General features: G+C 36.5%; 15 protein-coding genes. 14 read left to right on the forward strand and 1 reads right to left on the reverse strand.

The window, feature by feature from the left end:
• Positions 1-177 precede the first annotated feature (177 nt).
• The 10 genes from ACFX4N_RS29405 (at position 178) to rsmI (ending at position 7,166) form a co-directional block, all read left to right on the forward strand.
• A complete protein-coding gene (locus ACFX4N_RS29405) occupies positions 178-360 on the forward strand; it encodes a sigma factor G inhibitor Gin (RefSeq protein WP_013054842.1) in 183 nt (60 codons plus the stop codon).
• 158 nt (positions 361-518) lie between these two features.
• A complete protein-coding gene (locus ACFX4N_RS29410; RefSeq protein ID WP_025601520.1) occupies positions 519-1,943 on the forward strand; it encodes an aminotransferase class I/II-fold pyridoxal phosphate-dependent enzyme in 1,425 nt (474 codons plus the stop codon).
• Between the two features lie 16 nt (positions 1,944-1,959).
• Complete coding sequence (tmk, locus tag ACFX4N_RS29415) at positions 1,960-2,586, forward strand: dTMP kinase (RefSeq protein ID WP_013054844.1); 627 nt, start codon at positions 1,960-1,962, stop codon at positions 2,584-2,586.
• 63 nt (positions 2,587-2,649) lie between these two features.
• On the forward strand, positions 2,650-2,979 hold the full coding sequence (locus ACFX4N_RS29420; protein WP_013054845.1) for a cyclic-di-AMP receptor: 330 nt from the start codon (positions 2,650-2,652) through the stop codon (positions 2,977-2,979).
• A 33-nt stretch (positions 2,980-3,012) separates the two neighbouring features.
• On the forward strand, positions 3,013-4,005 hold the full coding sequence (holB, locus tag ACFX4N_RS29425) for a DNA polymerase III subunit delta' (RefSeq protein WP_013054846.1): 993 nt from the start codon (positions 3,013-3,015) through the stop codon (positions 4,003-4,005).
• 4 nt (positions 4,006-4,009) lie between these two features.
• On the forward strand, positions 4,010-4,837 hold the full coding sequence (locus ACFX4N_RS29430; RefSeq protein ID WP_013054847.1) for a PSP1 domain-containing protein: 828 nt from the start codon (positions 4,010-4,012) through the stop codon (positions 4,835-4,837).
• 14 nt (positions 4,838-4,851) lie between these two features.
• Positions 4,852-5,217 (forward strand): DNA replication initiation control protein YabA, encoded by a 366-nt coding sequence (gene yabA, locus ACFX4N_RS29435; protein ID WP_013054848.1) that lies wholly within the window; start codon positions 4,852-4,854, stop codon positions 5,215-5,217.
• 78 nt (positions 5,218-5,295) lie between these two features.
• Positions 5,296-6,042 carry a tRNA1(Val) (adenine(37)-N6)-methyltransferase gene (locus ACFX4N_RS29440; RefSeq protein ID WP_013054849.1) on the forward strand — a complete coding sequence of 249 codons (747 nt, stop codon included), beginning with the start codon at positions 5,296-5,298 and terminating at the stop codon, positions 6,040-6,042.
• Entirely contained in the window at positions 6,029-6,316 is a 288-nt protein-coding gene (locus ACFX4N_RS29445) for a GIY-YIG nuclease family protein (RefSeq protein WP_013054850.1), read from the forward strand. Before ACFX4N_RS29440 ends, ACFX4N_RS29445 begins: the two co-directional genes overlap by 14 nt.
• On the forward strand, positions 6,294-7,166 hold the full coding sequence (rsmI, locus tag ACFX4N_RS29450; protein ID WP_029325198.1) for a 16S rRNA (cytidine(1402)-2'-O)-methyltransferase: 873 nt from the start codon (positions 6,294-6,296) through the stop codon (positions 7,164-7,166). Before ACFX4N_RS29445 ends, rsmI begins: the two co-directional genes overlap by 23 nt.
• Positions 7,167-7,199: 33 nt before the next feature.
• Here rsmI and ACFX4N_RS29455 read toward each other — a convergent pair whose 3' ends face one another.
• Positions 7,200-7,490, reverse strand: coding sequence for a transition state genes transcriptional regulator AbrB (locus ACFX4N_RS29455; RefSeq protein ID WP_170836841.1), 291 nt, complete (start codon positions 7,488-7,490; stop codon positions 7,200-7,202).
• Between the two features lie 566 nt (positions 7,491-8,056).
• Here ACFX4N_RS29455 and metG point away from each other — a divergent pair.
• From metG to rsmA, 4 genes are all read left to right on the forward strand, one after another.
• Positions 8,057-10,039 (forward strand): methionine--tRNA ligase, encoded by a 1,983-nt coding sequence (gene metG / locus ACFX4N_RS29460; RefSeq protein WP_025601514.1) that lies wholly within the window; start codon positions 8,057-8,059, stop codon positions 10,037-10,039.
• A gap of 71 nt (positions 10,040-10,110) precedes the next feature.
• On the forward strand, positions 10,111-10,881 hold the full coding sequence (locus ACFX4N_RS29465) for a TatD family hydrolase (RefSeq protein ID WP_013054854.1): 771 nt from the start codon (positions 10,111-10,113) through the stop codon (positions 10,879-10,881).
• A 223-nt stretch (positions 10,882-11,104) separates the two neighbouring features.
• Positions 11,105-11,668, forward strand: a complete 564-nt coding sequence (rnmV, locus tag ACFX4N_RS29470; protein WP_013054855.1) for a ribonuclease M5 — start codon at positions 11,105-11,107, stop codon at positions 11,666-11,668.
• Positions 11,662-12,540 (forward strand): 16S rRNA (adenine(1518)-N(6)/adenine(1519)-N(6))-dimethyltransferase RsmA, encoded by an 879-nt coding sequence (gene rsmA / locus ACFX4N_RS29475; RefSeq protein WP_013054856.1) that lies wholly within the window; start codon positions 11,662-11,664, stop codon positions 12,538-12,540. The genes rnmV and rsmA overlap by 7 nt, the downstream gene beginning before the upstream one ends.
• Positions 12,541-12,556 lie beyond the last annotated feature (16 nt).

The following is a 12,556-nucleotide window of genomic DNA, read 5'->3' on the forward strand; positions in this document are numbered from 1 at the left end:
TGGGACTTTGTCCCTGTGAGAGTAGGACGTTGCCAGGCACCTGAAAAAGGACTAGCTATTTTAGCTAGTCCTTTTTTTATTATTCACAGAGTATAAGCTATCTACATAAAATGGGGTAAATGAACTGCATAAAGAAGTTGCATCTTGTCGATACTTATTTAGTGGAGGTGGAGAGTAATGGAAAAACAAATTAAAACATGTTCCGTTTGTCATGAACAGCATACAAAGGGTATTGAGGTGTTTTCCAGCTTTATATGCCAACACTGCGAGGTAGAGATTGTAGAGGTGGATTCATCTCATTTTCGTTATCAATTGTTAGTAGATCAATTAAAGAGAATATCAGGAGCGTTTTCTTACTAAAAGCCCTTTTTTATAAGGGCTTCTTTATATGGTTCAAAAAAATCATCTAAGTTTGTTATAATGAAAGAAAAATGAATTTTGATAGGAAAAATACTTACATATTATATTCTTTTATCAAGTTAACAATGTTATATTTACAAAAAGTAAGGAATGGATGTATGGATACATATTTACCTTTATATAACTGTTTAGTAAGGCACAGCGAAAAGAGGTCACTCTCTTATCACGTGCCCGGCCATAAAAATGGTCAAATTCTACCTTCACATATTCAGTCTTCTTACGCAGACTTTTTGCAATACGATCTAACAGAAATTAGCGGATTAGATGATTTACATGAAGCAGAATCTGTTATTAAAGAAGCACAAGAGTTAACGGCAAAGTTGTATGGAGTAGATGAAAGCTTTTTTTTAGTTAATGGTTCTACTGTAGGCAATCTCGCAGCAATTTTATCTCTTTGTCAAGAAGGAGATAAAATTGCTGTCCAAAGAGATTCTCATAAATCTATTTTTAATGCTATTGCTTTATCAAAGGCATCACCTATTTTTTTAGCTCCTGAAATAGATTCAAAAACACATCTTAGTACAGGTGTATCCATTAAAACAATTAAGGCGGCTTTAGAGCATTCTGAGGATATAAAAGCATTTGTGTTAACAAATCCTACTTACTACGGGGTGGCGCGAGATTTAAAGGAGATCATTGACTTTATTCATGGCTACAATATTCCTATAATTATTGATGAAGCTCATGGAGCCCATTTTATTTTAGGCAATCCTTTTCCTTCTTCAGCTGTTACGTATGGAGCCGACCTTGTCGTTCAGTCAGCACATAAAACGCTGCCAGCTATGACAATGGGTTCTTATTTACATATGCAAGGAACATTAGTAAATAAGCAAGCCGTGCGGCATTATCTACAAGTACTGCAGTCAAGCAGTCCTTCATACCCTATTATGGCTTCTCTCGATTTGGCACGGTATTATCTTCAGCAGTTTACACAGCATGATATCGATAGAATGACTGACAATATTCATTCGTTTGCTGAAAAAATTAATGAGATTGATACACTTTCAACTATCGATGTGGAAACAGATCAAACTGCTACCGACCTTTTGAAAATGACGTTGACTTGTTCGGCGGCAACAGGATATCATTTGCAAAAGGAACTGGAAAAGCAAAATATTTATACAGAACTAGCTGACGTTAACTATGTATTGTTTGTTCTACCGTTAAGCAGCAGTTGGGATTTTAATGATACAATTAAGCGGGTTAGACAAGCAGTAGAGAATATACAGCGTAAGTCATATGAAAAACCACTAATCAAACCATTTCGTTTTTCAAGAGCAACCGTTCTCCTGTCTATGGAAGAAAGAAAACTAAGATCAAAGCATATGTGTTCGTTTGAAGAAGCGATTGGGTGTGTAAGCGCACAATCTGTTATTCCATATCCTCCTGGAATTCCTATTTTAATGGAGGGAGAAACGATTACGAGCAATCATATTGACTATATTTTGCATATTCAAAGGTTAAACGGTCATATTCAAGGCGGCTCTTGTATGGAAAAAGGAAAGATAGAAGTATTTAAATAGAGAAAGGAATTTATACATGTCAGGAACGTTTATTACATTCGAAGGGCCAGAGGGTGCTGGTAAGACGACCATCATCCATATGGTTCAACAAAAATTAATACAAGAGGGCTATACCATTGTATTAACAAGAGAGCCTGGAGGCATACGAATTGCTGAACAAATTCGTGAAATCATCTTAAATCCATCTAACACGGAAATGGATGCCAGAACCGAAGCACTTCTTTACGCTGCGGCTAGAAGACAACATCTTGTGGAAAAAGTGATTCCTGAGCTAAATAAAGGGAATATAGTATTATGTGACCGTTTTATTGATAGCTCACTTGCTTATCAAGGAAATGCGCGGGGTATAGGCGTAGAAGATATTTTTGCTATCAATCAATTTGCTATTGAGCAAACGATGCCACAGGCCACTTTATATTTTGATATTGAGCCTGAGGTAGGGTTAGAAAGAATTAATAATGGTCGAAAAGATGAGATTAATCGATTAGATTTAGAATCCTTAGACTTTCATTACAAAGTACGAGATGGATATTTATCTCTTTTGAGTGAATTTCCAGAGCGTATTCGACGAATTGATGCAAATCAATCCGTTGAAAAAGTCTGTGAAGAAGCTTATAAACAAATAAAATTGATTTTAAAATAAATACAGATGATCGTTATTCTTGCTATACTATTCTTAACAAAAAAGTAAAATGAGGTGTTATTCATGAAATTAGTAATGGCCGTTATTCAAGATTCAGATAGCTCAAAGCTTTTAAATGCACTTGTAGAAAGAGGGTTTCGTTCAACCAAATTATCAAGTACGGGCGGATTTTTAAAATCAGGGAATACAACAATTATGATTGGTACAGATGATCATAAAGTAGATGAAGTACTTGATATTATTAAGGGCCAATGTGAAAACCGCAGACAGATGATTTCTCCTGTGGCACCGATGGGCGGTAATGCAGATTCATACATTCCGTATCCTGTTGAAGTTGAAGTGGGCGGAGCTACAGTATTCGTACTACCAGTAGATCAATTTCATCAATTTTGAGAGAGAAGATTTTAAATAGAAAGTGATGATTGAATGGGAAATACATGGGAACAGCTTGAAGCTCTTCAGCCGAACGTATTAAAGATTTTGCAAAACAGCTTACTTAAAGAGCGAGTTGCTCATGCTTATTTATTTGAAGGAAGCAAAGGAACAGGTAAAAAACAAATTAGTTTTTTGTTTGCTAAAGCGCTGTTTTGCCAAAATCCAGTTAATCATAGGCCATGTCATGAGTGCAGTAACTGCCGGCGAATTGATTCAGGTAATCATCCAGATATTCACTTGATTGAGCCAGCTGGTCTATCGATTAAAAAAGAGCAAATTCAATTCTTGCAATCAGAATTCACAAAAACTGGTGTTGAATCTAATAAAAAGTTATATATTGTGAATCATGTTGATAAAATGACAGTAAGCGCAGCAAATAGTTTACTGAAATTTTTAGAAGAGCCTGGCAACGGAACTTATGCAATTTTATTAACAGAAAATATACAGCGCTTATTAGATACGATTATCTCACGTTGCCAAGTAATATCATTTCGATCTCTTACACCAGAACAGTTAGCTGAAAAACTAGTAGAAAATGGCCTTTCGGCAGTAGATGCGTCCATCTTGTCTAATTTAACAAACAGCATTGATGAAGCAATTGAATTAAGTAAAGATGAATGGTTTGGACTTGCAATAAAGTTAGTGATACAATTATATGAAGTGTTAACAACGAGACCTCAACAAGCTCTTCTTTTTATTCATGAAAAGTGGGTAACACATTTTAAAGAAAAAGAACAAGCTCATATTGGTTTAACTTTATTGATGCTTCTTTATCGTGATTTGTTGACGCTGCAAGTTGGACAAGAGTCTAAAATCGTCTATCGTCATAAAATAGAAGAATTAAAACAGCAAGCTCTTCAGACAACGCAGGAAAAAGCGATTTATCGCTTAGAGGTTATCTTGAAGGCCAAAAATAAATTAAATTCAAATATGAATCTACAGTTATTAATGGAACAGCTGGTGTTGGATTTGCAGGAGGGATAAAAGCTTGTATGATGTAGTAGGCGTTCGCTTTAAAAAAGCGGGAAAAATATATTATTTTGACCCTGGAGAACTTACAATTCCAGATGGTGAGTTTGTTATTGTAGAAACAGTTCGTGGTGTTGAATTTGGCAGAGTGGTTATTAATAAAAAGCAAGTAAGTGAACATGATGTCGTACTTCCTTTAAAAAAAGTAATCCGCATTGCCGAACAAAAAGACAGGCTGATTGTGGATGAAAATAAACAAGCTGCTAGAGAAGCGTATGACGTATGCGTGCAAAAAATTCAATCACACGATTTAGATATGAAGTTAGTAGATGTAGAATATACGTTTGATCGTAATAAAGTCATTTTTTATTTTACAGCAGACGGCCGTATTGATTTTAGAGAGTTAGTTAAAGATTTAGCTGCTATTTTCCGTACGCGAATTGAGCTTCGTCAAATCGGTGTACGAGATGAGGCAAAGCTGTTGGGCGGGATAGGTCCTTGTGGACGTATGCTATGTTGCTCAACGTTTTTAGGTGATTTTGAGCCGGTTTCTATTAAAATGGCCAAAGACCAAAACCTATCGCTTAATCCAACGAAAATTTCTGGTTTATGCGGACGTTTAATGTGTTGTTTAAAATATGAAAATGATGAGTATGAAACGGCAAAAGAACAGCTTCCTGATATAGGCTCAACAATTAAAACTTCAGATGGTTCAGGACGTGTAGTGGGGTTGAATATTTTGGAAAGAATTATTCAAGTGGAACTGTCAGATCACGAACAAATTTTAGAGTATACTCTGGATGAGATCAATAATGAAGGTGCTGTTTCGTTTCAAGCCACAGATTAACGAGGTGGGCAAAGGTGGATAAAAAAGAGATTTTTGATTCGGTGACAAACATGGAGGAACAAATTGGTCATTTATATAAGCAGTTAGGTGAGTTGAAAGAGCATCTTGCTGAGCTAATTGAAGAAAATCATCACCTGCAAATAGAAAATGATCATTTGCGCCGTCGCCTTGACCAGACAAACTTCGAAACGAAGCTGAAAAATAGACATTCAAAAGCAAGCGCTCAAACAAAAGAGCAAAAACAAATTGATATCGGAGAAGGATATGACAATTTGGCTCGCCTTTACCAAGAGGGTTTTCATATTTGTAACATTCATTATGGAAGTGTGCGTAAAGATGGAGACTGTTTGTTTTGCTTGTCATTTTTAAATAAAAAGTAACAACACCTCTCCCTTTTGGAGAGGTTCTTTTTATGAGTAAAAGATATAAATAATAGATGCACAAGGAGAAGAACGACTATGGTTGAGTTATATGGAGATGAACGTTTAGATTATCTATTAGCCGATGAGGAGATGCGCATCATTCAAAGTCCGTCTGTCTTTTCCTTTTCATTGGATGCTGTGCTTTTATCTCACTTTGCTTATGTCCCAATTCGTAAAGGTAACTTGGTTGATTTATGTTCAGGAAACGGTGTAATCCCACTGTTTTTATCTAAACGAACAAAGGGAAAAATCATTGGTGTAGAAATTCAAGAGCGGCTACACAGTATGGCGCAAAGAAGTATTGCGTATAATCAGCTGGACGGACAGATTAAAATGATACATGGCGATTTAAAAAATGCGCCTCAAGAACTGGGTTATGGAAAATATGATGTTGTAACATGTAATCCTCCTTATTTCACCACATCCAATAAAGAAGAGATAAATGAAAACGAACACTTTGCAATCGCTCGCCACGAAATTCATTGTTCGTTGGAAGATGTGATTAGAGCCAGCAGTCAACTAGTGAAGCAAGGCGGAAAAGTGGCATTAGTTCACCGTCCAGGAAGACTATTAGATATCGTTACGTTAATGAGGCAGTACCGTTTAGAGCCAAAGAGACTTCAGTTTGTCTATCCTAAAGATGGGAAAGAAGCAAATACACTTTTAATTGAAGGTACGAAGGATGGAAGTCCAGATTTAAAGATTCTTCCTCCGCTTGTGGTCTACCAAGATAATGATGAATACACGGACGAATTAAAAAGGATTTTATATGGAACAAAATAATCATTATTTTTATGTAGTTGAATGCAAGGACTGTACGTATTACGCTGGTTACACGAATAATTTGCAAAAACGTATTTCTGTCCATAATGAAGGAAAAGGGGCAAAATATACGAGAGCAAGAAGGCCTGTTTCATTAATTTGGCATGAGGTGTTTACTTCTAAAACAGAAGCTATGCAAAAAGAATATTGGTTCAAACAGTTAAGCAGAGTGCAAAAACAGGCTTACATTCGAAGGGAGCAAGAAAAGCAGAATGAAATCACAAAAAAGTTATGATGTATCAAATGAACGAGGCGTTTTATATTTAGTTCCCACTCCTATTGGAAACTTAGAGGATATGACATTTCGTGCGATTCGAATTTTAAAAGAAGTTGATTATATTGCCGCAGAAGATACGAGACAAACGAAAAAACTATGTAACCACTTTGAGATCGATACGCCTATTACAAGTTATCATGAACATAATAAACATACAAAAAGTGAACAGCTGTTAAGCGACTTAGACGGTGAAAAAAATATTGCTTTAGTAAGCGACGCGGGCATGCCTTGTATTTCAGATCCCGGTTATGAGTTAGTGGTAGCTGCCGTTAAAAAAGGGTATACGGTTGTTCCGCTGCCGGGGCCTAACGCAGCATTAACAGCTTTAATTGCTTCGGGACTACCTACAGGGCAGTTTTATTTTTATGGATTTTTAAACAGAAATAAAAAACAGCGTAAAGAACAGCTTCAAGAGCTTCAGTATATTAAGGAAAGCATGATATTTTATGAAGCCCCTCATCGATTAAAAGAAACACTAAAGAGTATAGAAGAAATTTTAGGGAACCGATCTATTGTGTTATGTAGAGAGTTAACAAAACGCTATGAAGAATTTTTAAGAGGAAGCGTATTAGAAGCAATTGAATGGACAAATGCCACAGATATTAGAGGCGAATTCTGCTTAATTCTTGAAGGGACAAATGAAGAAGCGCCAGATGAAAGTAATCTATGGTGGGAACAGCTCACCATTATCGAGCATGTTGATCACTATGTAGAAGAAGGACTTTCAAACAAAGAAGCTATTAAGCAAGTGGCAAAAGACCGAGATGTGTCAAAGCGAGACATTTATAGTGAATATCACGTACATTAAAAAAAAGCTGTCTATCATAGACAGCTTTTCGTTTTATTTAGAAGCTTGTAAAGAATCTTGAAGTTCTTTCATGATTTGTTCTGCACCTTCACGGCTTAGAATTAATTTGCCGCTAGCAAGTTGAATGTTATCATCAGATACTTCACCTGTTACTTGGCAAGTCATGTTTGGTTTGTATTTTTTTAAGATGATGCGCTCTTCATCTACATAGATTTCTAGAGCATCTTTCTCTGCAATTCCTAATGTACGACGTAATTCAATTGGAATTACTACGCGTCCTAATTCATCAACTTTACGAACAATACCTGTAGATTTCATGTTAATCGTTCTCCTCTCAGTAATCATTTTTCTATGTTATTACTTTCGTCATTATTCGACAATTTCAACGTACTTTCATAATACCAGCGTTTCCAAAACTAGTCAATCATTTTATATGTAAAAAAATGTAGCTGGTAAAAAATTTTTTTCTCGACTTGTTTACAAGCTAATTGTGACCGTCAGTCAAGGAATGACAAGGGGTTTCATTGGAAAAAAGATTAATCGTCTAAATAGCTTGATATTAACTATTTTGAAGATAGGGTAAATATAATTCGACATAAAACGACAAAATTAGACCTATTTGTCGTTTTCATCAAAGTGACTTTTTGAATGAGGGTATATTTTATATAAAAATAGGGCGAAGCTGATACAATTAACAGGATTATTTTTTGGAAAAATAACGATTATTTAAAAATGAAGTGAATCAGTCATATTCCCGTGTATATAGGAAGAGAATGTTTTGAAATTATCATGTAAAATAGTATGATAGATAGTAGAATAAGAAGACAGGGTTTATATGATTACATACATATAAATCAAAATGTTGAAATGGAATGTTGGAGGTTATGAACATGGCAGATGGAAATAATACATTTTATATTACTACGCCGATTTATTATCCGAGTGGTAAATTACATATAGGGCATGCATACACGACGGTAGCGGGAGATGCAATGGCTCGTTATAAACGTTTGAGAGGGTTTGACGTACGTTATTTAACAGGTACAGATGAACATGGTCAAAAAATTCAGCGAAAAGCAGAAGAGAAAAACGTGACACCTCAGCAATACGTAGATGATATTGTATCTGGAATCAAAGAGCTGTGGGATAAGATGGATATTTCGTATGATGATTTTATCCGTACAACGGAACCAAGACATAAAGAAATCGTGGAAAAGATTTTCGCACGCCTTTTAGAACAAGGTGATATTTATCTTGATGAATATGAAGGTTGGTATTCAGTTCCCGATGAGACGTACTATACAGAGCATCAGCTAGTAGATCCAATCGTTGAAAATGGAAAAGTTGTAGGCGGAAAAAGCCCGGATAGCGGACACCCTGTAGAGCTCGTTCGAGAAGAGTCCTATTTCTTTAAAATGGGGAAATACGTAGATCGTTTACTAGCTTTTTATGAAGAAAACCCTTCATTTATTCAACCAGAGTCCCGTAAAAACGAAATGATCAATAATTTTATTAAGCCTGGCCTTGAAGACTTAGCTGTTTCTCGCACGACGTTTGATTGGGGGGTAAAAGTTCCAGGTAACCCAAAACACGTTATTTACGTATGGATTGATGCGCTTTCTAACTATATCACCTCTCTTGGGTATGATACAGAGAACGATGAGAACTATCGAAAATATTGGCCGGCTAACGTACATTTAGTAGGAAAAGAAATCGTACGTTTCCATACTATTTATTGGCCAATCATGTTGATGGCACTTGATTTGCCACTTCCTAAGAAAGTATTTGCTCACGGCTGGTTATTAATGAAAGATGGAAAAATGTCGAAGTCAAAAGGGAATGTAGTAGACCCAGTGACATTGATTGACCGCTATGGATTAGATGCCCTTCGTTACTACTTACTTCGTGAAGTTCCATTCGGTTCAGACGGTGTATTCACACCAGAAGCGTTTGTTGAACGTATTAACTTTGACTTAGCAAATGATCTTGGCAACCTAGTTAATCGTACAGTGGCGATGATTAATAAGTATTTTGATGGTGTTATTCCGACTTATGAAGGCAATGTAACAGAGTTTGATGCACTTATCGTCCAAGCTCAAAAAGATACAGTGAATAAATATGAAGAAGCGATGGAAGATATGGAGTTTTCAGTGGCTCTTGCTTCTATCTGGCAATATGTAAGCCGCACGAATAAATACATTGATGAAACGCAGCCTTGGGCGTTAGCAAAAGATGAGAATAAGCGTGCAGAACTTGCTTCCGTTATGACACATCTAGCTGAATCAATTCGTCATATTGCGGTATTACTGCAGCCATTCTTAACGCGTACGCCTGAGAAAATTTTTGCTCAGATTGGTGTAAAAGAAGATGTATTAAAAACGTGGGAAAGCACGACGCGTTTTAATATGCTTAAAGAAGGCACAAAAGTAGAAAAAGGTGAGCCAATGTTCCCTCGTCTAGATCGAGAAGAAGAGGTAGCGTTTATTAAAGAGCAGATGCAAGGGAGTGCTCCAAAGGAAGAAAAACCTGTTGTGAAGGAAGAGCCTTCTGAAGAGATTATGATTGATGATTTCATGAAAGTAGAGCTTCGTGTAGCGCAAGTTACGCAAGTAGAACCAGTTAAAAAGGCAGATAAACTATTAAAGCTGCAGCTTGATCTTGGCTATGAAAAACGCCAGGTTGTATCAGGTATTGCCAAGTTTTATAAGCCTGAAGAATTAGTAGGTCGAAAAGTAATTTGTGTAACCAACTTAAAACCTGTGAAACTGCGCGGTGAACTATCACAAGGAATGATTTTAGCGGGGGAAGATGAGAATGGTCTTTCACTAGCAAGCGTAGATCAAAATTTAGCAAACGGCACGAAGATAAAATAAGTATAGGTAAAAGGGGTGTTTCACGTGTAACATGCGAGGACCCCCTTTTATTCATGGAAAGGATCGATTAGATGTTATTTGATACACATGTTCATTTAAACGCAGAACAGTATGAAGATGATTTGCAAGAAGTAATTAATCGTGCGTTAGAAAAAGGTGTTCAAAACATGGTAGTTGTTGGATTCGATGAACCTACCATCAAAAAGGCTATTCAAATAGCTGAAACGTATGACTTTATCTATGCTAGTGTAGGATGGCATCCAGTAGATGCAGTTGATATGACGGATGAGCACTTAGCTTGGATTGAAGAGTTAGCTCAGCATCCGAAAGTTGTTGCTTTAGGAGAAATGGGATTAGACTACCATTGGGATAAATCACCTAAAGAAGTTCAAAAAGACGTATTTCGCCGTCAAATTCGCTTAGCTCGCAAAGTGAATTTACCTATCATTATTCATAATCGTGATGCAACGGAAGACGTGGTAACCATTTTAAAAGAAGAGCACGTAGAAGAAGTAGGCGGGATTATGCATTGCTTCACGGGCAGTATTGAAGTAGCGAAGCAGTGTATGGATATGAATATGTATATTTCTTTTGGCGGACCTGTTACTTTTAAAAATGCGAAAAAGCCAAAAGAAGTTGCTACAGAGCTTCCTTTAGATAAACTATTAATTGAAACAGACTGTCCTTATCTAACTCCTCATCCATTCCGCGGCAAGCGCAATGAACCTGGTTATGTTTCATACGTAGCAGAGCAAATTGCAGAGTTAAAAGGTATAACGTATGAAGAATTAGCTGCTATTACAACAGCTAACGCCAAAAAGCTATTTGGCATTAATGATTAAAACTTTTTCTCATATAACAATCATTTTCGTGTTAAAGTAAAGATAGGCGCAGAGGAGAATGTTATCCTCTGCCTTTTTCAGTTAAAATAACAGGTAGATGTTTTTTAATTTAGTTGATAATAAGATAAAACGTTGATTTCATAGAAGAAAAATGATGTGCGTAACGAGCATTTCATTTTTACTGAAAAGCAAATGAACAAAACTGAATGTTTTGGAGGAAGCAATGAAGATTAAAGAAATTATTGTAGTAGAAGGCCGAGATGACACTGTAGCGATTAAACGTGCAGTGGATGCGGATACCATCGAGACAAATGGATCAGCTGTAAATGAAGAAACCATTGAGAAAGTAAAATTAGCTCAAAAAACAAGAGGCGTGATTATTTTTACAGATCCAGATTATCCAGGACAGCGAATTCGAAATATTGTTTCAGAACGTGTTCCCGGATGTAAACATGCATTCTTAGATAAAGAAGAGGCTCGCCCTAAAAATGGCAAAGGTATTGGAGTTGAACATGCTTCTATTGCATCTATTCAAAAAGCACTAGAAGATGTGAAGCAAGAGTGGATGGGGGCAGCTATGGAGATTTCTCAAGAGGATTTAATCGTAGCTCGTTTGATAGGAGATAGTAAAGCCAAGTCTCGACGTGAAAGAATAGGGAAGTTATTAAAAATTGGTTATGCCAACGGAAAGCAGCTCCATAAACGATTACAGATGTTCCAAATTTCAAAAGAGGACTTTATCAGAGCTGTTGAGCAGATAAATAAGGAGGAAAAGGGATCGTGTTAAAAGATATTGCAACGCCTAATCGAACCAAGGAAATTTTAAAGAAATACGGTTTTACATTTAAAAAGAGTTTGGGACAAAATTTTTTAATTGATACGAACATTTTACATCGTATTGTTGATCATGCGGAAATAACAGAAGAAACGGGAGCTATTGAAATTGGACCTGGTATCGGTGCCTTAACTGAACAGCTAGCAAAGCGCGCAAAAAAAGTGCTGGCATTTGAAATCGATCAGCGTTTGCTTCCGATTTTAGCTGATACTCTTTCTCCTTACTCAAATGCAAAAGTTATTCATCAAGATGTGTTAAAAGCGGATTTAAAAGGGACGCTCGAACAAGAATTTGAAAACATAGAAGATTTAATGGTCGTTGCGAATTTACCGTATTACGTGACGACACCCATTTTGATGAAATTATTAGAAGAGCAAATTCCGGTACGTGGAATCGTCGTTATGCTTCAAAAAGAAGTTGCTGACCGTATAGCAGCTAAACCGGGAACAAAAGAGTACGGTTCACTTTCTATTGCGATTCAATACTATACAGAGGCTGAGACGGTTATGATCGTGCCTAAAACAGTGTTTAATCCGCAGCCTAATGTAGATTCAGCTGTTATTCGATTGTTGAGAAGACCAAAGCCCGCGGTAGAAGTACAAGATGAAGCATTCTTCTTCCAAGTTGTACGAGCAAGTTTTGGACAGCGTCGAAAAACAATTTTAAACAATCTAGTGAACAACTTGCCAAATGGTAAGCAGAAAAAAGCGGACATTGAGCAAGCACTTTCAACTGCTGAAATTGATCCGAAACGAAGAGGCGAAACTTTATCTATTCAAGAATTTGGAAAGCTAAGTGATCAACTTTTAAAATCATTTCGCTAAATCATCACATTTTTAT

Source organism: Priestia sp. YIM B13551, from assembly GCF_042787905.1.
GTDB lineage: Bacteria > Bacillota > Bacilli > Bacillales > Bacillaceae_H > Priestia.